Here is a 24,733-nt window from a genome sequence, read left to right as displayed (position 1 = left end):
TGCAACTGAGCGGAGGCACTGATTTGGCGAAAGCGCTGGTCGCCCGCGCCGATGGGTTGAATTTACCCGTCGGCGCCGGCATCTATCGGTTTAATGTTACACGTCACAGGTTCAGACAACCGCCAGGGAGGTAGCATGACGATACTCGTGGTAGGCGCCAACGGCCAGATTGGCAAACAGTTCTGCGAACAGGCCCAGCAGGCGGGCATAGCCGTACGCGCGATGGTGCGCCGTGAAGAGCAGCTCGAATGGTTCAAGGCGCGCGGCATCGAGGCGGTGATCGGCGATCTCGAAGGCGACATGGCCCACGCTTTCGAGGGCTGCGATGAAGTCGTCTTTACCGCCGGCTCAGGCCCCCACACCGGGCCGGACAAAACGCTTCTGATCGATCTGCACGGCGCGATGCGAAGCGTCGATATTGCCAAAGAGAAGGGGCTCAAACGTTTTGTCATGGTCAGCGCGATTCGCGCCGAAAAGCCGCTCGAGGCGCCGGAGAAGATGCGCCCTTACATGGCCGCCAAGCTCGCCGCCGACCGCTACCTGGAGAACTCGGGGCTCGCCCACGTGATCCTCAAGCCCGGCCCCCTGACCGACGAGGCGCCGACCCACGGCTTCGTCGACTCATTGGAGGCTTCGCCCAGCGGTTCGATCACCCGGGCGGACGTAGCCTACGCGCTGGTGCATGTCGCCCGGCATCCGGCGCTTGAAAACCGCTCGGTGACGCTTTTGAACGGCGACCAGCCCATCGATGCGCTGCTGAGCTAGGTGGGCCTGAAACTCGACACCCCGGTCGGTGTGATCAGCGACACCCACGGGCTTTTGCGCGACGAGGCGCTGACCCTGCTCGAAGGGTGCGGGCTGATCCTGCATCTGGGCGATGTCGGCCATAAGCCCGAGCACGCCGATATTCTAGCCCGGCTCGAAGCGCTGGCGCCGGTTTACACGGTGCGCGGCAATATCGACACCGCCGACTGGGCCAGGGCGCTTCCCGCCACGCAAACGCTCACCGTCAACGGCTGGCGGCTTCATCTGGTGCATCGGCTCGAGGACTTCGATGCAAGCACCGCTTGCGATGCGGTGCTGCATGGTCATTCGCACAAACCCTTCAACGGCTGGCGGGACGGGCGTTTGCTCTTCAACCCCGGGGCGGCGGGCAAGCGCCGCTTCAAGCTGCCGCTGACGCTTGGCAAGCTGTGGCTTAATGAGCGCGTTATTCGTCCCGCGATCATTCACCTGCCGCTATAGCGCCCGCTCGAAGGAGACCCGATGACGACCACTCCCTTGACCGAGGCCGTGCGCCGACTGCTGGAAAACGCACCAAAAAGCGCGCTGCCGCTTACTTATCAACAGGTGGCCGAGGCGCTGGGCCTTGCCCCGCCGCGCACCATCGCCCGGGTAACCGGGGCACTCGAAGAGCTGATGCGCGAGGATGCCGAAAGCGGCCGGCCCTTTCTGGCCGCGCTGGTCGTCAGCCGGCGCGATGGCGTGCCAGGTCATGGTTTTTTCGAGCTGGCTCGGGCGCTGTCGCGCTTTCCTGACGACCCCACGCGCCAGCGCGACGCCTACCACCGGGAGTTCGCGCGAGCGCTCGCCGCGCGCGACTAACGCTGCCGACGAAGCGGCTCGAGCAGCTCGCCCAGGCCGTTGTGGTCGATCTCGTGCATCAGCGCTAAAAGCTCGCCGATCTCACCCTGGGGGAAGCCTTTGCGCGCGAACCAGTTCAGGTAAGGCCCCGGCAGGTCGGCCAGCAGCCAGCCTTGGTACTTGCCGTAGGGCATCGTGTGAGTCACCAGCTTTTCAAGATCGTCGGGCGTCACGCTTGCCTCCTGAACGGACCGATCACGTGCAGCGGTCGAAAAAGCGCAAGCTTACCGGCTCGAGGCAGCGGCGACCAGTTCCTCGGCCAGCGCCCTGGCGGGTGGGCTCGATTGCTCGACGCCGCGATGCACAAGGCCTATCTCTCGATAAAAATCCGGTGCGGCCAAATCCATGGCGTGCACGCCGGTGGGCCAGCGTTTAAGCGCTTTTGATTCTGGCAGTAGCGCCACACCCACTTTTCTGGCCACGAGGGCGACGATGGCGTCCAGCTCGTCGACCTCGCACAAATCCTGAACCTGGCAGTGCTGCTCGCGTAGAAAGCGCTCGACCTGGCGCCCGCCAAACGAGCTTCGTTCGTAGCGAATGAACGGATAGCGCGTCAGCAGCGTGCGCCAGTCGTGGCCGGCCATGCTGGCGGGCACCAGCAGCCGAAACGGCTCGCGCGCGAGCGTTTGCCAGCGCAGACCGCTGTGCAGCGCGAAGGGCGGGCGGATGATCACCGCCATGTCGAGTTCGCCGGTGTCGACCTGGTCGAGCAGGGCCATCGAAAGCCCCGGCAGTACCCGCGTGCGACACTGCGGGTGGGCGCGGTGAAAACGCGCCAATGCCGTGGGCAGCATCAGCCGCTGCATCGAAGCGATCGCCCCGACGGTCACGCGCTCCCCGCCACCGGGCGCCCGGGCGAGCCCCAGCTGACCGTAGAGCGCCAGAAGTTCCTGCGCCTGGCTCAGCACTTGCTGGCCTTGGCGGGTGAGCAGACTCGCCCGACCCTGGCGTTCGAACAGCGTGACGCCCAAATGCTCTTCCAAACGTTTCATCTGCGCGCTCACTCCGGCTTGGGTCAGGCCGATCTTGTGCGCGGCACCTGCGAACGTGCCGGCCTTAACCACCGCCAGTAGCGTTTTCAGCTCACGGATCATCGACAAATCCTGGTTGTGAATCGAGCAAAAAAATATTGATTTTATTTTCGCACAAAGCCGCCTAGCATGAGCATCGAAACGCATTTTTCGACCAACGACAACGAATGATCCAAGGAGCGTGCCATGAGTCTTTCTCCCTTCCATCTCGCCATTCCGGTTTACGACGTCCCCCTGGCGCGGGCGTTTTACAACGACGTCTTCGGGCTGGAAGAGGGGCGCTCCAGCGATAACTGGGTGGATTTCAACTTCTTCGGCCATCAGCTGGTGATTCATGGTCATCCGAAAACCCCGGGCCAGGAGAGCGCGCACACCAACCCGGTCGACGGTCATAACGTACCGGTACCACACTTTGGTGTGCTGCTGGAATGGGACGAGTGGGAGGCACTGGCCGAGCGCTTGAAGCAGAAGGGTATCGAGTTCGTCATCGAACCCTACGTGCGCTTCAAGGGCCAGGTCGGCGAGCAGGCCACCATGTTCCTGCTCGATCCTTGCGGCAATGCCCTCGAGTTCAAGGCGTTCAAGGACAAGAGCCAGATTTTCGCCAAGTAAGCCACGCTTGCGCGTCCAGGGCGCCGGGGGTCACACTCCCGGCGCCTTTTCGTTGCGACGATGCTTGAGCGGGGAGTCGCCGAAGTAGCGCTTGTAGTCGCGGCTGAACTGGGAAACGCTGCGATACCCCACCGCCAGGGCCGCCTGGTTGACGTTGTGGCGGTGCTGGGTAAGCAGCGTCTGGGCCTTCAATAGACGCAGGCGCTTGACGTACTGCACCGGTGAGGCTTGGGTAATCTGCTTGAAATGCTGGTGAAAGGTGGAGTTCGACATGTTCGCCTGGCGCGCCAGGGTATCGACGTCCACGTCCTCGGCGAAGCCCTTGTGCAGCCAGGACAGCACCTGCACGATGCGGGAATAGTGCCCGTGGCCTTGAACCAGCGCCCGCAGTGCCGGTCCCTGATCGCCTCGCAGCGCTTCGAACACCACGTCGCGCAGGCGCGCCGCCCCCATTGCGTGGCAGGCGCTCTCGTCATGAAGGGTCTGCGCCAGACGCATGACCGCCGCATCCATCGTCTCACTCATCGCCACCGAGGCCATCGGCTCCGGGTCAGTGTGCGCCGGGCCGTCGTGACCCATGGCGCTGACCAGCTCGTTCAACAGCGCAGGGTCGAGCCTTACGGCCAGACCCAGAAGCGGCATTTCGGCACTGCCGAAGGTTTCGCACTCGAAGGGCAGTGGCAGGGTCTGAACCAGATACTGCCCCGGGCCGTAGTGAATTTCCCGGTTGCCCAGGTAGCCGGTCTTGTGCCCCTGGGCAATCACGGTCAGGCTCGGCTCGTAGATCAGCGGCGTGCGCGGCTGGTAGCGCCCCAAGTGCAGTAGCGACACGCCCGACAGACGTGTTGCGTTGAAGCCATCGTGCCGAATCAGGGGGGCGATGAACTCGGCAAGCGGGCTCGACATCGAAGTAGCGGCGGTCATGAAGGCTCTCTTTCCAAAACGGGCGTGCTCAAGGAAGGCGCGTTTTAAGGATTGTGTCATTTTTCAGCGTGATAATGTTATTCAATCACTTTTTTTTGGAGAAACAGGCAAAAACTTCGGAGCATCCTTTATCGCGCTGTGGGCTCGATGGGCCAATACTGTGGTTTTTGCGATCCACCTGGAGCGATCATGACACAAGCCAACTCCTTCGCGGCCTTTGCCGCCGACAAGCCGCTGGCCCCTTTCAGCTTCGAGCGTCGCGCCCCTCGCGCCGACGACGTGGCCATCGAGATCCTCTACTGCGGCGTTTGCCATAGTGATTTGCACTTCGCCCGTAACGATTGGGGCATGAGTGAGTACCCGGTCGTGCCGGGCCACGAGATCGTCGGCCGCGTCACGGCAGTAGGGGAAAAAGTCAGCCGCTTCAAGCAAGGGGATCTGGTCGGCGTCGGCTGTATGGTGGACTCCTGCCGTCAGTGCGCGGCGTGTAACGACGGCGTGGAGCAGTACTGTCTCGAAGGGTTCACCATGACCTACGGCAGCCCCGACCGCATCGACGGCACCACGACCCAGGGCGGCTACTCGGATGCCATCGTGGTGCGCGAGCATTTCGTATTGAAAATGCCCGATGGCATCGATCTCGCCTCTGCCGCACCCATTCTCTGCGCCGGCATCACCACCTATTCACCGCTCAAGCACTACGGCGTCAAGGCGGGTCACAAGCTCGGCGTGATCGGCATGGGCGGGCTTGGCCACATGGGCGTGAAACTCGCCAAGGCGCTGGGCGCCGAGGTGACCGTGTTCACCCGCTCGAGCGCCAAGGTTGAGGAAGCCAAGCGCAACGGCGCCGATCAGGTGGTGGTCTCGAGCGACCCGGCGCAGATGGAGGCCGTGGCGGGGAGCTTCGACTTCATGCTCGATACCGTGCCGGTACAGCATGACCTGAACCCCTACCTCAACGCACTCAAGTACGACGGCACCCACATTCTGGTCGGGTTGCTCGAGCCGATCGAACCCGCGATCGAAGCGTTCAATCTGGTGTTCAAGCGCCGCGTGGTGGCGGGCTCTCTGATTGGCGGCATCGCCGAAACCGAGGAGCTCTTGAACCTGTGCGCCGATCAGGGCATCACCTGCGATGTCGAGATGCTCGACATCCACGACATCAACGCAGGCTTCGAGCGCATGGAGAAGGGCGACGTGCGCTACCGTTTTGTCATCGACATGGCTAGCCTGAAGAACACGCCCGTCTGACACGCCGCTTTCGGTCCGTCAAGCCAACCGCTCCGGATTCGTCCCGGGGCGGTTTTGTTCAGGAGGCGACGGTGGCGTTTTAGTCGCGAAATGACGTCAGCTGTTTTAGCTTCTCGTCCCGCCTGCGGATGCCCTTCAAGACAACCATATAAACAGGAGTGATACCCTGATGCGCAACTTGTCCATCAAATGAAGCTGGTTGGCGGCTTTGGTCACCACTCAGGAGCGCTTTCTGCTCATGTCAAACTAACGGCCTCGGGCAGGTGCGCCACTACGCGCAAGCGCACGTAGTCGGCGCTCCAATGGCCCTGGCCGTCGCTCAGAGTGTGCGAGAGCAGGGTCAGGGTATTGTCCATCACCGTGATCTTGAGATCTTCGTCGAGGCCGTGGAAGAACGGCTGGGCGAAGGTCTCGAGCCACGCCTGCATGCCGGTGGGCAGCGGGGTCGGGCGGGGAATCAACGCGATGCTATCGACCTTGAAACCGGCGGTTTCGAGCAGGTGGGCGTACTCCTCGGTCGTTGGAAAGTACCAAGGATGGCGCCCCCGAGCGCTGATGCCACGAAACTGAAGCGAGGCGATCAGGGCGGTACAGATGGCGGCAACGTTGCCGTGACCGCCGAACTCCGCCACGAACCGCCCACCGGGTTTGAGGGCGCGAGCCACCCCCGCCAGCACCGTTTGTGGGTCCAGCATCCAGTGCAGCGCGGCGTTGCTGAACACTGCATCGAATTCGTGATCGAAGGGCAACTGGTAGGCGTCGATGCGCTTGGCCTCGAGCCCGCGGGCCAGCGCGGCCTCCACCATCTCCTCGGCGGCATCCACACCCAGTACCTCGGCGCCCTGGGCTTTGATGCGCTCGGTCAAGGCGCCGTCACCGCAGCCCAGATCGAGAATCCGCTCGCCGGGCCGAGCCGCCAGCAGGTCCAAGACATCCTGGCCAAGCGTGGGGACGAAACTTGCGTGCTCGGCGTACTGGCGCGAGTTCCAGTGCTGTCCCGGCGTGTGAGAAGTATCGGTCATGGCGGTTTCCAGATATCCAGGGAGGAGGATGCGTCGTATCCATGTCAGTATAGTCAGTCAACATCCATTTTATGAGCGGACGAATCAAGCGCGTAGGCGCTGTGGTCCAAACGCGAGCGCCGCATTGGCGGCGTGTCATTTTCATTAGGCGAGACGATATGAACGATACGATCCAACAGATGATGTCCCACCGCTCCATTCGCCGGTTTCGTGACCAGCCGCTGCCAGAGGGCCTTTTGATCGAGCTGGTCAAGGCCGGGCAGGCGGCGGCGACCTCGAGCCACGTGCAGGCGTACAGCATCATCCACGTGAAAGCGCCCGAGAACCGCGAAAAGCTCGCCGAGCTTGCCGGCGGCCAGCCCTACATCGCCAGCGCCGCCACGTTCCTGGTTTTCTGCGCCGACATGAAGCGCCCGCTGGAGGCCGCCGAGCGCGCCGGCGCCGAGGTCGTCTCCGGCATGACCGAGCAGCTTCTGGTGGCCACCGTCGATGCCGCGCTGGTGGCGCAAAACGTGGTGGTGGCAGCGGAATCCGAGGGGCTTGGGATCTGCTATATCGGCGGCATTCGCAACAACCCGGACGCGGTCAGCGAGCTTCTGCGCTTGCCCCGACACGTCTATCCGGTCTTCGGCCTGTGTCTTGGCTACCCCGACACCGAGCGTCTACCCGAAGTGAAGCCGCGCCTGCCGGTCGAGGCGGTACTCAAGGAGGATGTCTACACCAGCGACCACCAGCATGTCGCCGCCTTCGATGAGACCATGCGTAGCTACTACCAGGCACGTAGCAGCGCCAACAAGGATACCGACTGGTCGAACAATTTGACGCCGCTGTTCGAAACCAAGCTGCGCGCTCACATGCGCGACTTTCTGATCGAGCGCGGCTTCGAAATGAAGTAGTCGCGATCAGGGCCTGGCCGCGTCGTCGAGTAGCGCGGCCAGCGGCGTGGGTTTGCCCAGGTGATAGCCCTGAGCATAGTGGATGCCGTGCGTGCGCAGCAGCGGCAGCAACGCCGGCTGGTCGACGAACTCGGCGATGGTCTGTTTGCCAAAGCCGCGAGCAAGCTCAGCGATCGCCTTGACGATGGTCTGGCTGTCCGGCTGGGTGAGCAAATTGCGGATAAAGGAGCCGTCGATCTTGATGTAGTCCACCGGCAATTTGCCCAGGTAGTGAAAGCTACTGAACCCCACGCCGAAGTCGTCCAACGCGGTTTTGCATCCCAGGTCGCGCAGCTTCTGCAGCACGTTGTGGGCGACCGAGAAATCGGTGATGGCGGCAGTTTCGGTGATCTCGAGAATCAGATGGTGCGGATCGACCCGGTGGGTCTGAAGCTCCCGCGTGAGGTACTGGCTCAGGCCGTGGTCGTGCAAGGACTGACCGGACAGATTCAGCGCCAGCGAAATACCGCGCTGCTGCAAGACGCCAAGCGCGGTCAGGCTTTCGCGGATCACCCAGCGGTCGATTTGAGTGATCAGCCCGCTCTGCTCGGCGATGCAAATAAAGTGCTCGGGGCCGACCAGGCTCTGGTCGGCGTTGCGCAAGCGTATCAGCGCCTCAAAATGCTTGATCGAGCCATCCTTGAGGCAGACGATCGGCTGTACCCAAAGCTCGAACTCGTCTTTTTTCAGCGCCTGACGCACCCGCTCGGTCCAGTAGACCCGCTCCTGGAGCTCGCTTTTGGCGCTATCGCCCATCGATAGCAGGTGCCAGTCGGGCTCGCCCTGTTCCTTGGCCTTGTACATCGCGATATCGGCGCTGGCCAACAGGTCCTCGGCGCTGTTGCCGTGCTGCGGGTAGAGCGCGATACCCACGCTTGCGCTGACGTGGTGCTGACGGCCGGCGGCGCTGAAGTCGATGGTATTGATCAGCTGGAGCACGTACCGAGCGGCGCTGACCGCCTGCTCACTCTGAATGTCGGTCATCAGTAGCGCGAACTCGTCACCGCCGAGCCTGGCGATGGTGCTGCGCTGACCGAGATTGGCGCTGAGTGTAAAGGCGATCTCCTTGAGCAGCGCATCCCCCGCGTGATGGCCGCACAACTCGTTGATCTCGCGGAAACGGTCGAGATCCAGAAGCAGCACCGCCACCTCGGTGTGTTCGTCGAGCGCCAGCCCCAGCGCCTCCTGGAAGTAGCGGCGGTTGTAGAGCTCGGTAGTCGGATCGCGTTCGGCAAGCCAGCCAAGGCGCGCCTCGATACTCTTGCGCTCGGTGATGTCGAGCCCAACGCTGATGCGCGAAAGCCCGCCGGTATCGGCCTCGTTCAGCGGCGCGTGAGACCAGACGACGGTAGCGTGGCGTTTGTCGCGCGTCTCGAAGGTGCTCTCCTCGGGCAGGGCCGGCCCCGGGGCGGCGGCCGTGGGTTCAGCGAAAGTGTCGCTTACCGGGTGGACGCGATTGAATACCTCGATGAAGGGACGACCAAGCAGCGCGCGCTCGCTCACGCCCAGCGTGTGGCAGGTGTAGCTGTTGGCCAAGCGAATATGGCCCTGGTGGTCCTGGGCGACGATGAAGACCTGGGCGGTATCGAGCAGGCTGCTGGCGAAGTCGCGCTCACGGGCGAGCTCCTTGATCCGACTCGAAAGCTCGGCGCTGCGCTCTTTAGCGTCGGTTTCCAGCCCATGAAGCTGCTGGGCGAGTGCGCGCGTTGACTCCTCTAGTACGTCGATTTCGTTGTGCAGATGCTTGGGCGTGTGGGAAAGCTGACCCTCGACCCGCTCGAATTCGCCTCGGGCAAGCGAGGGCAGCAGTGCCGAGACGCGGCGCAGTCGACTCACTGGCCCCAGCAGAATGAGCAGCAGCAGAAGCTCGGCGATCACGCCGCCTACCAGCCCCACCAGTAGCAGCGTGCGCGTGGCCGCCTGAATGCTCATCATCGAAAGCGTCGTGTCGGCGATCAGCAGAAAATAGCCCGCGCTTCGCCAGTCCCCGTCTTCCCACATGTAAACGGCGCTGACCTCGAGCTGGCGATTGTCGCGGTGAACGCTGTATGGGGCGCTCACCAGCTGCTGGATCGGAACGTTGGCGGCGGCGGCTCTCAAAATCGGCAGAGTCTGCTCCGGGCGCGTCAGGGCGACCATCACGCCGTCCCAATCGGCGATTTGCTGGTAACCAGGCGCAGCGGTTTGGAGGTCGTTGCCGGTGACCATTAGCGCGATCTCGCTGTTCGAGACCACCTTCACCTCGCGCATCATTTCCGCCAGATCACGGGAGAAAATCACCACGCCCTGGCTTTCACCGCCTTGCAGCACCGGCACCGCAGCGAACTGATGGCAGGCCAGCGCACAGCGCAGTCGCGTGAGCGGCACTTCGCTTGAGAGCGCCTCTTCGACCCAGCGCCGGGCAGGAAAAAAAGGCGGATCGTCGCCATGATCGAAGTGGGCCAGTTCGTCGCCCTGCTGGTCGTAGACGAAAATATTGTCCACGCCGACCTCGAGCTGGAGCATGGGCCACTGAGCCCCGACCAGTTGAGCAAGTGCTGCGCTGTCGTCGTTTTCGAGTGCGCTACCCAGCGCCGGGGAGCTGGCGAGTAGCCCCGCGAGCTGGCGCAGAGTGTCGCTCGAGCGGCGCAGCGCCAGCCCGATTTCGCGCTGCTGGTGTTCGTGGTGCTCGAGCCGGTTCGACTCCATTTGTCGGGTCAGGTAGTACTGGCCCAGGCAAACGAACAGTACTACCAGCACCAGCAATAACAAACTACCCGGCACGATGACGCGCCAGGTAAGGCTCAACCGGCGGGGCGTGTTACGCAAAGGCGTAGGCTGCATGAATAGTCGAGTTCCCATCGCTTGATCTTGCCAGCCAGCACCGCGCCGCTTTGACATGCCGCCCCAATGTTCTGGCGTCATTCATGCGGGATAACCGTGAGCGTGTCGTCGAGGTAATCGCGCTCGAGATAGCCAAGGGCCCCGGGGGTGGCGCTTAGCCGTTGGTACATCTCCTCTTGCGTGCGCACCCGATGAGGGGCTTCGCCCATGCCCGAAAACAGTGCTCGGTCCCAGGCAAGCTGCAGCTGGTGCGGATAGACCCCCAGACACTTCTTGGCAAAATCGGCGTGAATGGGATGGCGGTTGGGCAGTACGAAGACCTCTACGGCGCTGCCGTCCGGCCAGGTGCGCTTTCGCATGGCGAACATCGCACGAACGGCGTTCTGATCGAGCGCTGCTATCGGGGCGTCTGGGTGGGCGATCATGAAGACGTTCGCCGTTGAGTGGGCGTGGGCTTGTTGGCTCCCCGAAACCGCCATGGCAAGCCAATAAGCACACGTGAGCCACCCTGTTGAGCGTGGCGCCACCCCCTGGAGCACTAATGGATAACGTATTTTAGTCATGCCTGAAAGTCCTTGGGTAGCGGGCTTCATGACAGGATAAGCTTCGCCTTTCTTGTGAAAAAAGCGAAGCGCGGCACGAGGTCTTTTAACGGCTGAGCCTATAGTGTTTGTATGGCCGCTAGAACCAACAATAGCGTATAAAATTAGATTAGCTGGACCAATGAACAATGAAAGTTAAAGAGGCGCTTGGCAGGGCGGGCCTGGCGGTGCGCGTTGAAGCAAGCCTGGCGCGCAAGGCGCTACACTAGAGGGGATTTTCGAACGGACAAGGCCACGCTCAACGCGGTGGCAAGGAGGCATATCATGGCCGGTGGATGGGCAAGAGACGGCGCCGAGCAGGAGCAGATCGAAAGTACGCTGGAGGAGGGCGTTGAGTGGGCGCGCCGCCAGCTCCCCCAGGGCGAAAGCCGCCACTTCTGCGAGGAGTGCGACGAACCGATCCCGGAGCCACGGCGAAAAGCGCTGCCGGGGGTAAAACTCTGTGTCACCTGTCAGGCCGAGCAGGACAAGCACGCAACCCGGGCGAGCGGCTACAACCGGCGCGGCAGCAAGGATAGCCAGCTGCGTTAGGAACGCTTTTTTGAACGCTTCACCTCACGTTTAACCACTCCCCCGGCCCTGGCCAACGCCTCTGCCGGGGCTATTTTACAAAGGGTCCTGCATGCGCAAACGCTCCCCCTGGTTTTATATCTGCCTTCACTTTGCCATCGCGCTTTTGGTCGGCATCGTGCTGGGCAGTATCGTGCAAACCCAGATCAACCTGGCGGCGCTTACCGACATGGGCGTCGAGATTTCGACCTTTCGCCGCGTGATGACCACGCTATGGGATCTGGTGACCTTCTCGCCGATTTACGCGCTGCTGTTCTCGGTCGGCTTTATCGTCTCCCAGGCGGGCGGGCTCCTGGTTTCTCGGCTCACACTCGCCGGGCGCTACCGGCTGCTGCTTTGCCCGCTGCTGGCAGTGGCGGCGCTGTTTTTGACCGTTCATCTGGTCAACCACTTCGCCCCCATGCCCACGCTGGTGGCCGCCACGCGTACCACGCTCGGATTTTTCGCCATGCTTTTGAGTGCCGCCGTGGCCGGGCTCGTGCTGGCACTTCTGCGCGGGCGTGGCCACCATCGTGTTCACGCGGCAAGGGCGGGGAGCGCGGCCATCCTCGCGCTCGCCGCTGGGGGCGTGGCCACGGCGCTGCCGCCGGAGGCTCTGGCCGAAGAGCCATCGAGCACCGCCTACCGCCTTGAGACCGTGGCCGAGGGCCTGGAGCACCCTTGGTCGCTCGCCTTCTTGCCGGATGGACGAATGCTGGTGACCGAACGCCCGGGCAGGCTCAGAGTCGTCACGCTTGACGGCGAGGTAAGCGACCCGATCGCCGATGTGCCGACAGTCTTCGCCTCCGGTCAGTCGGGGCTTTTCGATGTGCTGCTCTCGAAGGATTTTGCCGAGGATCAAACGCTTTTTTTGAGCTTCGCCTGCGGTGATCTTGCCGCCAACCACGCCTGCCTGGCCCGTGCTCGCTTGGCGGGGGATAGGCTCGAACAGGTCGAAGAGATTTTTCGCACCAGCCCCGCCAAGCGCGGTGATGCCCACTACGGCGGAAGGCTGGCGTGGCTTGACGACGATACTTTGATACTCACCCTGGGCGACGGCTTCGACTACCGCGAACAGGCGCAGAACAACGCAAGCCACCTGGGCACTATCGTGCGGCTGAACGTCGATGGCAGCGCACCGCGGGACAATCCGTTCGTTAATGAAGACGATGCGCGCCCGGAGATCTATAGCTACGGGCACCGTAACGTGCAGGGGCTGGTGGTGGATAATGAGGGGCACATCATCACCCATGAGCACGGCCCGCGCGGCGGCGACGAGATCAACCTCATCACGCCCGGCGCCAACTACGGCTGGCCGATCGCGACCACCGGGCTCGACTACACCGGGGCCCGCGTCACGCCCTTCACCGAGTACCCGGGCACTGAAGCGCCGCTTTTGGAGTGGACGCCCTCGATCGCGCCTTCAGGCCTGACCCGCTACGACGGCGAGCTTTTCCCCGGCTGGCAGGGCGACCTGCTGGTCGGCGCGCTGGTCAACCGTGAGGTGCGCCGCGTCACGCTCAGCGATGATCTGACCGAGGCCCGGGACATGGAAGGGCTGTTCGGCGAGCTCGAAGAGCGCATCCGCGACGTACGCACCGGCCCGGACGGCGCGGTGTATTTGCTGACCGATAGCCCCGAAGGCCGACTCGTGCGAGTCGTACCGGCAACGGCTGGTGGCCAGCCCTGACATCGACTCGGCCTGGGGGGAAGCGATGGTATATAATCAGGCGCTTAATTATATACCCACCCTTAGGCTGTTCGATGGTCCAGATCCTCTACTCCCACCACACCGACACGCGCGAATTCGTCCATCGTCGCCTCTCTACCGACCGTTACGACAAGGCGTGCGAAATCATTGACCAGTACCCTTGGGCGCAAGAGATGGCGCTGTTCGACGAGCAGGGCGAGGACGGCGGCTTCGAGTTTCTACTCGGCGAGCGCAACGGCCGGCACGCGCACTATCAGTTCATTCCGATCGAGGAGCGCAAGGGTCTCCTTCAGCTCAGCGTGCTGGCCAGAACCGGCCTATTCAAGGTGCTTGGCCGTCGAGCGCTGACGCGAGACTTCCATCTCGTCTGCGCCGACACCGCCAAGGGCCACCTTCAGGATCTCTTCGAGCACTCCATCGACTTTCTGTATGAAAAGCACCGGCCGTTCAAGCGCTGAGGTGGGCCAGCGCGCTTGATAACGTTGAAAGAGGGCAGCCACATGGCGGTTCACGGCGCGATCATCGGCGAGCGGCTGAGCACTCGCCACGAGTATCACTACGCGAAAAAAGTGGTCGGCACGCACCGCTATAAGGGATAGCGTTTTGTCGTGCGTTTGAAGCGCGAGGGCGATCAAACACGCTACCCTTTGCGAGGTGTTATCGTGGATTCGAATGTTGAAGTCACACTGACTTCAAGAGCCGTGGTACGGTAACGAAACGTCGCTTCATCGCCACTGCCCTGAGAGGATCCGCCCATGTTCACCGGCCTGAGTGCCTTCCCCTTGACGCCCATGAACGAACAGGACATTCGCGAAGACGAATTCGTGGGTCTGGTACAGCGCCTGGCGAAGGCGCGAGTGGACTCCATCGGCGTTTTGGGTTCGACCGGCAACTACATGTATCTGTCCCGTGAGGAGCGCGCCCGGGTGACGCGCTTGGCGGTGGAAAACGCCAGCGATGTGCCGGTCGTGGTCGGCATCGGCGCGCTTTCCACCCGCGATGCGATCCGCTTGGCCGAGGATGCCCAGAGCGCGGGGGCGAGCGGGGTGCTGCTGGCGCCGGTATCGTATCAGGCGCTCACCGAGGAGGAGGTTTTCGAGCACTACAAGGCGGTGTGCGAGCATCTCGACGTCCCGCTGTGCGTTTACGACAACCCGGGCACCACGCATTTCTCTTTCAGCGATGCACTGCATGGGCGTATTGCCGAGCTCCCCCGCGTGGCCTCGATCAAGATTCCGCCGGTGTCGGCCGAGCCCAGCGCGGCCGAGGAGCGTATCGCACGGCTGCGCGCGTTGATTCCCGAAGGCGTCACGCTGGGTATCAGCGGCGACCCGGTGGCGGCGGTGGGGCTAACGGCGGGCTGCGATGCCTGGTATTCGGTGCTGGGCGGGCTTTTGCCGGAGCAAACGCTTGCCATTACCCGTGCCGCCCAGCGTGGGGATGCACGCGAGGCGCAGCAACTGTTAGAGGCGTTCGAGCCGCTTTGGGCGCTCTACCGTGAACATGGCAGCCTGCGCGTCATCGCCACGCTGGCCGAGGCAATGGGCGTCGTCAGCACCCCGTGCCTACCGCTCCCGCTCAAGGCCCTCGAGGGCCAGGCGCGGGAGCGTGTCGAGCGTTTCATCGAAACCGGTTTTACTCGGTGAGTTCGATCAAGCGATCCGCGTAGTCGGTAAATAGGCCGTTCACGCCCCAGTCGAGCAGGTGCTGCATTTCCTCTGGAGCGTTGACCGTGTAGACATGCACCGCCAGGCCGTTGTTTTGAGCCTGCTGCACGAACGCCTCGGTGATGACCGGCTCGCCGTCATACAGATAGTTGGTGCCCAGCCCCACGGCGTAATCCGCCACGGCCTGGAAGTCTGCGTCGGTGATCTCGTCGGGGGCCGGCGTCACGCCAGTCCACTCCGTCAGGCGGGCTTCGCTCTCTTCGTCCGGGGAGTACCACACCAGCTGGATCAGCGGAATGTCGGCGTTCAGGTCGTGAATCTTCAGCAGGCTTTCCTGATCGAAGGACTGGATCAGCACGCGCCCTGTGTCGATCATGTCATAGGCTTCCAGGCGGCGCACCAGCCCTTCTTCCACGCCCGGGTTGAGTTCCGGCGACTTGGTTTCCAGGTAATACCGCGCGTCCTGGCCGAAGCGGTTGAACACCTCTTCCAGCGTGAGAATGTGGGCGCCTTCGAACGCCTCGTTGGCAAGTTCGGGGTTCTCCTCGTTGAACCAGCTTCCCGCATCGAGATCCTTGAGTTCGGCCAGGGTATGGTCGTTGATATGGCCCTCGCCGTTGCTGGTACGCTCGAGGGTGTCGTCGTGAAAGGCGACCAGCTCGCCGTCGCTGGTCATTTGAATGTCCAGCTCCAAATAGTCCGCCCCCCAGGCGTGGGCCAATTCGAGCGCGGCCATGCTGCTTTCCGGCGCGTGGCCGCTGGCGCCGCGATGAGCGATCACCTGAAACGACTGTAGATCCTTTAGCTGCTGCTCGAGCGGCGTGGCATCGGCCAGCGCCGGAGCCGAAAGAGCACCTGCGAAAAGACTCAGTGGAAGAAGGGCGGTGTGACGTTGCATGAACAATCCTTTTGCTGAATGTTTGGTCAATAAACTTATCCCTTTTCCCGGGCGATTCCAAACCGTGGGACAGCCAATGAACGTGGGTATCGTGTCTAAACGCCTGACGAGACCAGCAAGCGCGCCCCGGGTCCTTCCTCGGCCAAGTGGTCATCCGGGTTGCGCAGCGGGCAGTCTGCCAGGGAAAGACAGCCGCAGCCGATGCATCGATCCATCTGGTTGCGCAGCTGCATCAGACTTTCCATCCGGCGATCGATCTCCTCGCGCCAGGCGGCGGTGATCGCCTGCCAGTCCGCTGCACTCAGCGGGCGATCAGAGGGAATCGAATCCAGGTGCGCCTTGGTCATTGACAGCGGAATACCGGCGCGCTGGGCGATGCGAATCACCGCAACGCGGCGCAGTACGCTACGCGGGTAGCGGCGCTGATTGCCGTTGGTTCGCCAGGACGCTATCAGCCCCTTGGACTCGTAGAAATGAAGCGTCGATACTCGTACGCCGCTGCGTTTGGCGACGTCGCCAACGGATAGATCGGTAGCCATCAAACGTTAAAACCTCGAGCTTACTAAAGGTATTTTGAACAATACCGCTTTAATACGGCAGTTAGAGTCAAAAAATAAATCTGTTGACCTCAACTATAGTCGAGGTTTTAGTCTTGTGCCGTGGCTGTCGTCGCCATATTCCATCTGTGTGTCTTTCACCCAAAGGAGTGACTGCTGATGAAAGCCTGGTACAAGGAATCTTTGAAGGCACCGCTTGTCTGCGCCGAGCGTCCTGACCCGACATGTTTGCCCGGATCCGTCATCGTGGATGTGCGAGCGGTGCATGTGCCTGCCTACCTAATGGCCATGGTCGACAGCACCGACATCCCGCTGCCCGTACCGTTGGTTCTGGGGGCGGGCGGCGTTGGCGTGGTGCGCGAAAAGGCGGATGACGTGTTCAATGTCGATGTGGGCGATGTCGTGGCGCTCGACTGTCTGGTCGAGTCTGGCGATACCGACTACCCGGAAGACGTCCTCATGGGGCTGGGCGAAATAGGTGGGCGCGGCCTGGAATCCGACGTGGTGGACGCCATGCGCACGCAGTGGCGAGACGGCACCATGGCGCAGAAGGCGCGGCTGCCGAAGGAAGCCGTCACTCGGCTACCCGGGGCGGAGCATTTTGATGATCCTGGCCGACTGGCGTTTCTTACCTGGCTCGGCATCGCCGGGGAGGGTGTCGAGCAGTCCGGCCAACAACCGGGCGATGTCGTGGCCATTCTGGGCGCCACCGGGCAGATGGGCGGCGCGGCGGTGCTGGTCGCTTTGGCCAAAGGCGCTTCGCGGGTGGTCGCGCTAGGTCGCAATCAAGCCGCGCTCGAGAAACTGGCCACGCTGGATGCGCGTGTCGTACCCGTCCGTCTGACTGGCGACATCGACCAGGACGCCGCGGCCATCACGGCGGTGGCCGGTTCCCCGCATGTGGTGATCGACACCATGGGAGACGCCAATAGCGCCAATCCGCTGCTGGCCGGTTTTGCGGCGCTCCGGGATAGCGGCACCCTGGTGCTGATGGGCGGCGTGCGACAGGACATCCCGTTTCCCTATGGCGAGGTACTGCGCCGCCGGCTGACGATCCGCGGGTCACGCATGTACCGATCAGAAACGGTGCTGTCGATCTGGCGCATGATCGAAGCCGGGCTGATCGATTTGGGTAAAGTAGGCATGGTCGAGGTAGGCATCGACGACCCGAAAGCCGCCATCGAAACCGCCACCAAGACTACTGGACTCAACTTCGTATCACTGAGACCCTGACGCGCAAGCGGCGCGGCTAGTCGCGCCGCTTGGCCAGTTGCTCGATCAACAGGTTTGCTTCGTCGGGGTGGGTCAAGCGAACGATCTGTATTGAGCGGTACTCAGGATTCAGCGTATCCAGCAGGTAGCGCCGGCGCTGGCGGCGCCAGTAGGTCAGCATCCATAAAAGAATCGAGTCGCGGCTTAGAAAGGTCTTGCGAAAGGTTTCGCGGTTGCCGGTGCCGGGCCAGAGTTCGCGGCGGGTAACGATGCGCACGATAGCCCGCTGCAAGGATTGGCGAAAGGTGCGCCAGAAGCCGTAGTCGAGCCAGACGATCATATCGACCTCGCGCCACTTGATCGCGCGGGTGCGGTTGAAGTTGCCGTCGAGCACCCAGCCATCAGCGGCGTCGGCCAGCGTCGCCTCGAGTTTGGGGAAAAACGCATCGTCCGGCGTTTCCTGCCAGTTGGCGCGCCAGAAGAGCTGATCGAGCGCAATATGCGGGACATCCAGCGCCTCGGCGAGTCTTTTCGACAGCGTGCTCTTGCCGCTGCCGCTTGTACCCACGACGTTGATTTTCATGGTGCCGGCCTTTAAAACGGCGCGCCAGTCTACGCAGGGGCCTTTAACCTGGCAACCTGGAGGCGCGAGACGCCGGACTATGATTGAATGAGACGTTCTGAATTCAGTCGGCGGCCAGCAGGGTCACCACCCACCGATAAAAAGGAAATATCCCGTGGATGCACTAACGTGGCTGACCTATGTCGGCGTCATTTTCGCCCTGATCATCTTTCCCGGGCCGGTGGCGCTTCTGTGCACCAGCCACGGGCTGAAGTTCGGCCGCAAGCAGGCCGCGGCCACGGTGCTGGGCGGCGTGGCAGCCTCGCTCTTGCTAATGACGATCTCATCGCTCGGGCTGGGCGCCGTGCTTGCCACGTCCGAAACCGCCTTTTACGCGCTCAAGATGGTGGGCGGGGCCTATCTGATCTACTTAGGGATCATGGCCTGGCGCGATACGTCCAGCCCGGCGATGCCATGCCCGAACGCGGTCGCGGGGCCGAAGGTATCCGCCACAACGCGCTTTCGCCGCGGCTTTACCGTGGGCATCAGCAATCCCAAGGATCTGCTCTTTTTCGCCGCACTGTTTCCCAACTTCATCGACGTGAGCCAGCCGCAGCTTCTCCAATTCGTCATTCTGGCGCTGAGCTGGCTGGTGATCGATTTCACCCTGATGTCGACCTACGCGGGGTTGGGCGCCAGCATCAGCCGCTGGTTCCAGACCCCGCGGCGCTACAAGCGGTTCAACCGGGCGACCGGAGGGCTGTTCATGGCTGCTGGCGGGACGCTGATCGCCTCGAATCAGTAGCGCGGGGCTCACTCTTTGGCGTGGCATCATTCTCAGCCATTGCGCTGCGCGCCTTCATATGTCATTAAAATATAGATGATCAGTTTTTAATTCCTTTTTGCTTTCCTGAGTTTGCACTAAAATGGCGCGCCCATTGAGCGGGATCGCGAGCCCTATGGGCCGAACAGGCAATTTTCAGGACGTATCATGAACGAGCAAGAGGGCGCGCACTTCAAGCGCAGTATGAGCACGCGGCACCTGGTGATGCTGTCGCTTGGCGGCGTGATTGGCACCGGGCTCTTTCTGAGTTCGGGCTATACGGTGCAGCAGGCGGGCCCGCTGGGTGCGGTGCTGGCGTACCTGGTGGGCGGTATCGTCGCCTGGCTTGTGATGATGTGCCTGGGCGAGCTGGCCGTGCACATGCCGGACTCCGGCGCCTTCAGCGCCCACGCCACGCGCTATATCGGCCCCGGCACCGGCTACATGGTCGCCTGGATGTACTGGCTCACCTGGACGGTGGCGCTGGGCTCGGAGTTCACCGCGGCGGCGGTGTTCATGGGACGCTGGTTTCCCGATATTCCCGGCTGGTACTGGAGTGGGCTGTTCGCCGCCATCGTCTTCGGCGTCAATGCCTTCACCTCGCGCTTTTTCGCCGAATCCGAATTCTGGCTTTCGCTGATCAAGGTGCTGGCGGTGGTCGCGTTTGTGCTGATCGGCGCCGCGGCGATCATTGGCTTCGTGCCGCTGCAGGATGAGACCGGCGCCGCCGTAGCGTCGCCTGGGCTCTCGGCACTGTGGGGCGAAGGCGCGATGCCGCCAAGCCTTCTGACCATCGGTATGACGCTCTTGGCGGTGATGTTCGCCTTCTCCGGTACCGAGCTGATCGGCATCGCCGCCGGCGAAGCTGAAAACCCGGCGCGCAACGTCCCCAAGGCGATTCGCGCTACCCTCTGGCGGCTGATTCTGTTCTTCGTCGGCACCATGATCGTGATCGCCGCACTCTTGCCGCACACCGAGGCCGGGCTCAGCCAGAGCCCGTTCGTCGCGGTCTTCCAGCGCATCGGCGTGCCGGGTGCGGCCGACATCATGAACTTCGTGATCATCACCGCGCTGCTCTCGGCGGCCAACTCCGGGCTTTACGCCTCGGCGCGCATGCTCTGGACGCTCTCGGACCAGGGTACGCTGCCCAAGTCGCTTGGCCGGCTCAACAAGCGCGGTATCCCCATGAACGCGCTGCTACTGAGCATGATCGGCGGCTTCGGGGCGCTTTTCTCGAGCGTCTACGCGCCGGAAACCGTGTATCTGGTGCTGGTGTCGATCTCCGGGCTTGCGGTGGTGGTCGTGTGGATGGCGATCGCGCTGAGCCAGTTCAACTTTCGCCGCCAGTATCTGCGGGAAGGCGGTCGGCTGGAGGATCTGATCTACCGCACGCCCGGCTACCCGTTCGTGCCGCTGATCGCCTTCGGCGCCTGCCTTGCTGCCTGTATCGGCATCGCGTTTGATCCGCAGCAGCGCGTAGCACTCTACTTTGGCGTGCCGTTCATCGCGCTGTGCTACCTGATCCACTACCTGCACCGCCGCCAGTCGGCCAAACGTGCCTGCACCGCCAAGGAGACCAGCGCATGAGCCAGCACGCCAACCCCATCCAGACCCTGCTTCGCGACGTGCCTTTCATGGTGATCGACGGGGCGCTGGCCACCGAGCTCGAAGCGCTGGGCTGCGATCTCAACGACAGTCTCTGGTCGGCGCGGCTGTTAAGCGAGGCGCCGGAGACGATTCGCCAGGTGCACCAGGCCTACTTCGAGGCCGGCGCCGACTGTGCGATCACCGCAAGCTACCAGGCGACGATTCCGGGCTTCGTCCAGGCGGGGCTTACCGAGCAAGAGGCGCGCACGTTGATCACGCGCTCGGTAACGCTTGCAGTTGAGGCCCGAGACGCCGTCTGGCAGCCTGAAAGTGGGCGTCCGAAACCGCTGGTGGCCGCCTCCGTGGGTCCGTATGGCGCATATTTGGCCGATGGCAGCGAGTACCGCGGTGGCTACGACCTGGATCGCGCCGGGCTGATCGATTTCCACCGCGAGCGGCTTGCGCTGTTGCTGGAAGCCGGTGCGGACCTGCTGGCGGTGGAAACGTTGCCATCACTCGACGAAGCGCTGGCGATCACCGACCTGCTCGCCGAGCACCCCGGCGCGCAGGCGTGGATTACCTTCTCGGCCAAGGATGGCGCGCACATCAGCGACGGCACGCCGATCACGGAGTGCGCCCGGGCGTTGGCGGGCCTCCCCGGTGTGGCAGCGGTCGGTGTCAACTGCACCGCGCTTGCCCATATCGAGCCATTGATCGAGGTGATCAAGCAGGCATGCGATTTACCGGTGCTGGTCTACCCGAACTCTGGTGAGGAGTACGATCCGGCCACCAAAACCTGGCACCCGGCCAAATGCGGCCACACGCAAAGCGCACCTTCGGGGCTTATCCAAGGAGCAGCGGCCTGGCTTGCCGCAGGTGCGTCTGGCATTGGCGGCTGCTGCCGTACCACGCCCGACGACATTCGCGCGCTGGCACTGTGGCGTGAAAAGCTTACAAGAGATTGACTGTTAAACTGCCTTAATCGTCGCTAAGCGCCTGTTTGAACCACTCGACCAGCCGCTCACGCCGCTGCGCGCCCGAGCGGCTTCCGTTCTTATCGAGCAGCCAAAGGCAGAGCCTGGCCGGGGTTTCGATGCTACCCCAGGGGGCGACGAGCCGCCCGCTTTTCAAGTCGTCCTCCACCAGCAAGCGGGGCGCGATGGCAACGCCGAGGCCCGCCGTTGCGCCTTCCAGCAGGTAATAAAGATGCTCGAAGCGCTGGCCCTTGCTGAGTGCGGCATCGAGCGCCGCTGATGAAAGCCTCTGGGCGCGCGCCCACTGTGGCCAGGCCTGGGGGCGCGATGCGGTGGTCAACAGCGGCTGCTCGAAGAGCGCCTCCGGGCGGGCCGGGTCGAGTCGGGCGGCGAGGGCAGGGCTTGCCACGGCGCAGATCTCTTCGGCCATCAGTTCGACGACCGTGACGTTCGCGGGCCAGGGCGGTTCGGCAAATAAGAGCATCGCGCTTACCCGTTCGGCCTGCTCGGGTATCTCGCTTTGGCTGACCACCACCTGCAGGTTGAGCTCGGGCAGCGCCAAGTGAAGCGGCTCCAGCCGTGGAATCAGCCAGCGCGCCAGAAGGCTTCCGGGGCAGGCGAGGGTAAAAGGCGCGCCTTCCACCTCACGCTTGAGCGTAGCGCAACTCTCATGCAGGCGGGCAAAGGCTTCACTCAACCCGCTTTGCAGCGTTTCTCCGTGAGGCGTGAGCGCAATCCCGCGCCCCGCCCTGGCGAAAAGCGCGGTGTTGAAATGGGCATCCAGACTTTTCAACTGGCGGCTCACGGCGCCGTGGGTCACGTTGAGCTCCCTGGCGGCAGCGCTCACGCTACCCTGGCGCGCGGTGGCTTCAAAGGCGCGCAGGGCGCTCAAGGGGGGCAGGCTCTGGTTCATCGATAGGTGATCTCAGCTCACAGGTAGGTGATATCTTATCGATTTTTTTACCGCTTGGCTTTGGGTAGCGTGAAGGCATTCGCCCATGACCCGAGGTCGCCATGAATCAACCCGTGAATCCCGCGCTCACCCTGCCCGATGCCAATGGCCTGTTCGGCCAGTTCGGCGGGCGCTTCGTGGCCGAAACGCTGATGCCGCTGATCCTCTCGCTGCAGGAGGAGTACGAGAGCGCCAGGCAGGATCCCGATTTCCAGCGCGAGCTGGACTACTTCCAGAGTGACTACGTGGGGCGGCCGAGCCCCTTGTATTTTGCCGAGCGGCTCACCGAGCACTTCGGCGGCGCGAAAATCTACTTGAAGCGCGAGGAGCTCAACCATACCGGCGCGCACAAGATCAACAACTGCATCGGCCAGGTGCTGCTCGCCAAACGCATGGGCAAGAAGCGCATCATCGCCGAAACCGGCGCGGGCATGCACGGCGTGGCCACGGCCACCGTGGCGGCGCGCTTTGGCCTTGAGTGCGTGATCTACATGGGCAGCACCGACATCGAGCGCCAGCAGCCCAACGTGTTCCGCATGAAACTGCTGGGCGCCGAGGTGATCCCGGTCACCTCCGGCACCGGCACGCTGAAGGACGCCATGAACGAGGCGCTGCGCGACTGGGTAACCAACATCGATGATACCTTTTACATCATCGGCACCGTGGCAGGGCCGCACCCGTACCCGGCCATGGTGCGCGACTTCCAGGCGGTGATCGGCCATGAAACCCGCCGCCAAATGGAAGAAAAAGAGGGCCGCCTGCCGGATTCGCTTATTGCCTGCATTGGCGGCGGCTCTAACGCCATGGGGCTTTTTCATCCGTTTTTGAACGATGAAAGCGTGCACATGGTCGGCGTCGAGGCGGGCGGCAAGGGCGTGGCGACGGGCCAGCACGCCGCAAGCCTCAACGGTGGCGCACCCGGCGTGCTGCACGGTAATCGCACCTTTTTGCTCCAGGACGAGGATGGTCAGATCATCGACGCCCACTCTATTTCGGCGGGGCTCGACTACCCCGGTATCGGCCCCGAGCACGCATGGCTTCACGAGCAGGGCCGCGTCGAGTACGTATCCGCCACCGACGACGAAGCGCTCGAAGCATTCCAGATTTGCTGTCGCGAAGAGGGCATCATTCCGGCGCTTGAAACCGCCCATGCCCTGGCAGAAGTCGCCAAGCGCGCGCCCACGTTACCCCGCGATCACCTGATGGTGGTCAATCTGAGCGGGCGCGGTGACAAGGACATGATGAGCGTTGCCCACCATCTCAAAGACACGCTAGGAGACAAGTTCCAATGAGCCAGGCCAACTCGACCGTCGGCACCAAACGTATTGAGCGCTGCTTTGCCGCCCTAAAATCGCAAAACCGCCCGGCGCTGGTAAGCTTCCTGACCGCCGGCGACCCGGACCCGGAGACCTCGCAGCGCCTGCTCGATGGCCTGCCGGACGCGGGCGTCGATATCATCGAGCTGGGCATGCCTTTCAGCGACCCGATGGCGGATGGCCCCGCGATTCAAAAAGCCGCGCTGCGTGCGCTGGCGGCAGGGCAAACCCAGGCCAAAACGCTTGCCATGGTGAAGCGCTTTCGTGAGACTAACCGCGAAACGCCCATCGTGCTAATGGGTTACTACAACCCCATTTACCGCTACGGCGTCGATCGTTTTCTAAAAGATGCCGCTGATGCGGGGGTAGACGGGCTGATCGTGGTCGACATTCCCCCGGAGCACGACGACGAACTTTGCACCCCCGCCGCGCGCTACGGTATCGATTTCATCCGCCTGGCGACCCCCACCACCGATGCCAAGCGTCTGCCCCGTGTGCTTGAAAGCGCCTCCGGCTTCATCTACTACGTCTCGGTCGCCGGTGTGACCGGCGTCGGCGCACCGACGCCGGAGAAGCTCGAGCGCGCCGTGGCTGAGCTGAAAAAGCACACGCCGCTTCCTGTGGGCGTCGGTTTCGGCATTCGCACGCCGGAACAGGCCGCCACTATCGGCTGCTTCAGCGACGCCTTGGTGGTCGGCTCAGCGCTGGTCGAGCGCATCGAGCATGCCAAGAACGGTGACGAGGCCGTCGAAGGCGTGCATGGGCTCGCGCGCGAGCTGGCCCAGAGCGTTCGTGCGTGCCGCTACGCAGCCGAGCCTCTGGACAGTTGATCTCCCGCCGTTAATACGGTCGTCATGAGCGTATCCCGGCACATCGAGTGTGGCGCGATGCGCTCATAAAATCATTGCCTGAGCCCCTTATCCCTTAATGGCCTCTGACCAAATGAATAACCTCATGCCAAATGAGGTGGAGCTGTCATTTTTTTAGAAGTGTGGATAATTTTAATTAACTTCTGCTATTTCGCCCGCTCGTCGACCCCTGGCCGTAATCGAATGATTTTATTTGGTTTTGTCTCCCATGC

26 protein-coding genes are annotated in these 24,733 nt (G+C 62.7%); 16 read left to right on the top strand and 10 right to left on the bottom strand.

Going from position 1 to position 24,733, the window contains the following annotated elements:
* The first annotated feature begins 135 nt into the window (after positions 1 to 135).
* The 3 genes from ACGK9R_RS07870 to ACGK9R_RS07860 are packed head-to-tail and all read left to right on the top strand — an operon-like array spanning position 136 to position 1,605.
* Complete coding sequence (locus tag ACGK9R_RS07870) at positions 136 to 765, top strand: SDR family oxidoreductase (RefSeq protein WP_394579984.1); 630 nt, start codon at positions 136 to 138, stop codon at positions 763 to 765.
* Positions 766 to 1,245 carry a metallophosphoesterase family protein gene (locus ACGK9R_RS07865; protein WP_394579982.1) on the top strand — a complete coding sequence of 160 codons (480 nt, stop codon included), beginning with the start codon at positions 766 to 768 and terminating at the stop codon, positions 1,243 to 1,245.
* 21 nt (positions 1,246 to 1,266) lie between these two features.
* The gene (locus ACGK9R_RS07860) at positions 1,267 to 1,605 is read left to right on the top strand and encodes a hypothetical protein (protein WP_394579980.1); all 339 of its coding nucleotides are present in this window, start codon (positions 1,267 to 1,269) and stop codon (positions 1,603 to 1,605) included.
* Here ACGK9R_RS07860 and ACGK9R_RS07855 read toward each other — a convergent pair.
* Positions 1,602 to 1,817 (bottom strand): DUF3820 family protein, encoded by a 216-nt coding sequence (locus ACGK9R_RS07855; protein WP_394579978.1) that lies wholly within the window; start codon positions 1,815 to 1,817, stop codon positions 1,602 to 1,604. The genes ACGK9R_RS07860 and ACGK9R_RS07855 overlap by 4 nt on opposite strands.
* 51 nt (positions 1,818 to 1,868) lie before the next feature.
* Positions 1,869 to 2,738: a LysR substrate-binding domain-containing protein gene (locus ACGK9R_RS07850; RefSeq protein ID WP_394579977.1), complete on the bottom strand. Its 870-nt coding sequence runs from the start codon at positions 2,736 to 2,738 to the stop codon at positions 1,869 to 1,871.
* A 123-nt stretch (positions 2,739 to 2,861) separates the two neighbouring features.
* Between ACGK9R_RS07850 and ACGK9R_RS07845 the strand changes: the two genes are divergently transcribed.
* Positions 2,862 to 3,287, top strand: coding sequence for a VOC family protein (locus ACGK9R_RS07845; protein ID WP_394579975.1), 426 nt, complete (start codon positions 2,862 to 2,864; stop codon positions 3,285 to 3,287).
* Positions 3,288 to 3,317: 30 nt separating this feature from the next.
* On the opposite strand, the gene ACGK9R_RS07840 is transcribed toward ACGK9R_RS07845, so the two are convergent.
* Positions 3,318 to 4,211 (bottom strand): AraC family transcriptional regulator N-terminal domain-containing protein, encoded by an 894-nt coding sequence (locus tag ACGK9R_RS07840; RefSeq protein WP_394579973.1) that lies wholly within the window; start codon positions 4,209 to 4,211, stop codon positions 3,318 to 3,320.
* 189 nt (positions 4,212 to 4,400) lie between these two features.
* Here ACGK9R_RS07840 and ACGK9R_RS07835 point away from each other — a divergent pair, with 189 nt between their 5' ends.
* Entirely contained in the window at positions 4,401 to 5,462 is a 1,062-nt protein-coding gene (locus ACGK9R_RS07835) for an NAD(P)-dependent alcohol dehydrogenase (RefSeq protein ID WP_394579971.1), read from the top strand.
* A gap of 236 nt (positions 5,463 to 5,698) precedes the next feature.
* On the opposite strand, the gene ACGK9R_RS07830 is transcribed toward ACGK9R_RS07835, so the two are convergent.
* Complete coding sequence (locus tag ACGK9R_RS07830; protein ID WP_394579969.1) at positions 5,699 to 6,484, bottom strand: class I SAM-dependent methyltransferase; 786 nt, start codon at positions 6,482 to 6,484, stop codon at positions 5,699 to 5,701.
* Between the two features lie 158 nt (positions 6,485 to 6,642).
* Between ACGK9R_RS07830 and nfsA the strand changes: the two genes are divergently transcribed.
* Entirely contained in the window at positions 6,643 to 7,380 is a 738-nt protein-coding gene (gene nfsA, locus ACGK9R_RS07825; protein ID WP_394579967.1) for an oxygen-insensitive NADPH nitroreductase, read from the top strand.
* 6 nt (positions 7,381 to 7,386) lie between these two features.
* On the opposite strand, the gene ACGK9R_RS07820 is transcribed toward nfsA, so the two are convergent.
* The gene (locus ACGK9R_RS07820; protein WP_394579965.1) at positions 7,387 to 10,260 is read right to left on the bottom strand and encodes an EAL domain-containing protein; all 2,874 of its coding nucleotides are present in this window, start codon (positions 10,258 to 10,260) and stop codon (positions 7,387 to 7,389) included.
* A 59-nt stretch (positions 10,261 to 10,319) separates the two neighbouring features.
* Entirely contained in the window at positions 10,320 to 10,667 is a 348-nt protein-coding gene (locus ACGK9R_RS07815) for a hypothetical protein (RefSeq protein WP_394579963.1), read from the bottom strand.
* Positions 10,668 to 11,108: 441 nt separating this feature from the next.
* Here ACGK9R_RS07815 and ACGK9R_RS07810 point away from each other — a divergent pair, with 441 nt between their 5' ends.
* The 4 genes from ACGK9R_RS07810 to ACGK9R_RS07795 all read left to right on the top strand — a co-directional run bounded on the left by ACGK9R_RS07810 (position 11,109) and on the right by ACGK9R_RS07795 (position 14,750).
* Positions 11,109 to 11,375 carry a DksA/TraR family C4-type zinc finger protein gene (locus ACGK9R_RS07810; protein WP_394579961.1) on the top strand — a complete coding sequence of 89 codons (267 nt, stop codon included), beginning with the start codon at positions 11,109 to 11,111 and terminating at the stop codon, positions 11,373 to 11,375.
* Positions 11,376 to 11,466: 91 nt separating this feature from the next.
* Positions 11,467 to 13,083, top strand: a complete 1,617-nt coding sequence (locus ACGK9R_RS07805; protein WP_394579959.1) for a PQQ-dependent sugar dehydrogenase — start codon at positions 11,467 to 11,469, stop codon at positions 13,081 to 13,083.
* Positions 13,084 to 13,157: 74 nt separating this feature from the next.
* Positions 13,158 to 13,562, top strand: coding sequence for a hypothetical protein (locus tag ACGK9R_RS07800; protein WP_394579957.1), 405 nt, complete (start codon positions 13,158 to 13,160; stop codon positions 13,560 to 13,562).
* Positions 13,563 to 13,859: 297 nt separating this feature from the next.
* On the top strand, positions 13,860 to 14,750 hold the full coding sequence (locus tag ACGK9R_RS07795; protein WP_394579956.1) for a dihydrodipicolinate synthase family protein: 891 nt from the start codon (positions 13,860 to 13,862) through the stop codon (positions 14,748 to 14,750).
* On the opposite strand, the gene ACGK9R_RS07790 is transcribed toward ACGK9R_RS07795, so the two are convergent.
* Both ACGK9R_RS07790 and soxR read right to left on the bottom strand, forming a co-directional pair.
* On the bottom strand, positions 14,740 to 15,669 hold the full coding sequence (locus ACGK9R_RS07790; protein ID WP_394579954.1) for a glycerophosphodiester phosphodiesterase: 930 nt from the start codon (positions 15,667 to 15,669) through the stop codon (positions 14,740 to 14,742). The two genes, ACGK9R_RS07795 and ACGK9R_RS07790, sit on opposite strands and share 11 nt — an antisense overlap.
* 95 nt (positions 15,670 to 15,764) lie before the next feature.
* The gene (gene soxR, locus ACGK9R_RS07785) at positions 15,765 to 16,208 is read right to left on the bottom strand and encodes a redox-sensitive transcriptional activator SoxR (RefSeq protein WP_394579952.1); all 444 of its coding nucleotides are present in this window, start codon (positions 16,206 to 16,208) and stop codon (positions 15,765 to 15,767) included.
* A gap of 177 nt (positions 16,209 to 16,385) precedes the next feature.
* On the opposite strand from soxR, the gene ACGK9R_RS07780 reads away from it, so the two are divergent.
* Complete coding sequence (locus tag ACGK9R_RS07780) at positions 16,386 to 17,459, top strand: zinc-binding dehydrogenase (RefSeq protein ID WP_394579950.1); 1,074 nt, start codon at positions 16,386 to 16,388, stop codon at positions 17,457 to 17,459.
* A gap of 16 nt (positions 17,460 to 17,475) precedes the next feature.
* On the opposite strand, the gene ACGK9R_RS07775 is transcribed toward ACGK9R_RS07780, so the two are convergent.
* Complete coding sequence (locus ACGK9R_RS07775) at positions 17,476 to 18,021, bottom strand: adenylate kinase (RefSeq protein ID WP_394579949.1); 546 nt, start codon at positions 18,019 to 18,021, stop codon at positions 17,476 to 17,478.
* A gap of 154 nt (positions 18,022 to 18,175) precedes the next feature.
* Between ACGK9R_RS07775 and ACGK9R_RS07770 the strand changes: the two genes are divergently transcribed.
* The 3 genes from ACGK9R_RS07770 to mmuM all read left to right on the top strand — a co-directional run bounded on the left by ACGK9R_RS07770 (position 18,176) and on the right by mmuM (position 21,375).
* Positions 18,176 to 18,805, top strand: coding sequence for a LysE family translocator (locus ACGK9R_RS07770; RefSeq protein WP_394579947.1), 630 nt, complete (start codon positions 18,176 to 18,178; stop codon positions 18,803 to 18,805).
* Between the two features lie 186 nt (positions 18,806 to 18,991).
* Positions 18,992 to 20,410, top strand: a complete 1,419-nt coding sequence (locus ACGK9R_RS07765; RefSeq protein WP_394579946.1) for an amino acid permease — start codon at positions 18,992 to 18,994, stop codon at positions 20,408 to 20,410.
* A complete protein-coding gene (gene mmuM, locus ACGK9R_RS07760) occupies positions 20,407 to 21,375 on the top strand; it encodes a homocysteine S-methyltransferase (protein ID WP_394579944.1) in 969 nt (322 codons plus the stop codon). Before ACGK9R_RS07765 ends, mmuM begins: the two co-directional genes overlap by 4 nt.
* 13 nt (positions 21,376 to 21,388) lie before the next feature.
* Here the strand turns inward: mmuM and ACGK9R_RS07755 are convergent, their stop codons facing one another.
* Positions 21,389 to 22,297, bottom strand: a complete 909-nt coding sequence (locus tag ACGK9R_RS07755) for a LysR family transcriptional regulator (protein WP_394579942.1) — start codon at positions 22,295 to 22,297, stop codon at positions 21,389 to 21,391.
* A 101-nt stretch (positions 22,298 to 22,398) separates the two neighbouring features.
* Here ACGK9R_RS07755 and trpB point away from each other — a divergent pair, with 101 nt between their 5' ends.
* Together trpB and trpA are read left to right on the top strand one after the other, a co-directional pair.
* Positions 22,399 to 23,628, top strand: coding sequence for a tryptophan synthase subunit beta (gene trpB, locus ACGK9R_RS07750; protein ID WP_394579940.1), 1,230 nt, complete (start codon positions 22,399 to 22,401; stop codon positions 23,626 to 23,628).
* Positions 23,625 to 24,482: a tryptophan synthase subunit alpha gene (gene trpA, locus ACGK9R_RS07745; protein WP_394579938.1), complete on the top strand. Its 858-nt coding sequence runs from the start codon at positions 23,625 to 23,627 to the stop codon at positions 24,480 to 24,482. Before trpB ends, trpA begins: the two co-directional genes overlap by 4 nt.
* Positions 24,483 to 24,733 lie beyond the last annotated feature (251 nt).

The organism is Halomonas sp. HNIBRBA4712, assembly GCF_043558675.1.
Classification (GTDB): domain Bacteria; phylum Pseudomonadota; class Gammaproteobacteria; order Pseudomonadales; family Halomonadaceae; genus Vreelandella.
Note: the sequence above shows the minus strand (reverse complement) of the source record. Positions and strands in the feature narration are given on the sequence as shown.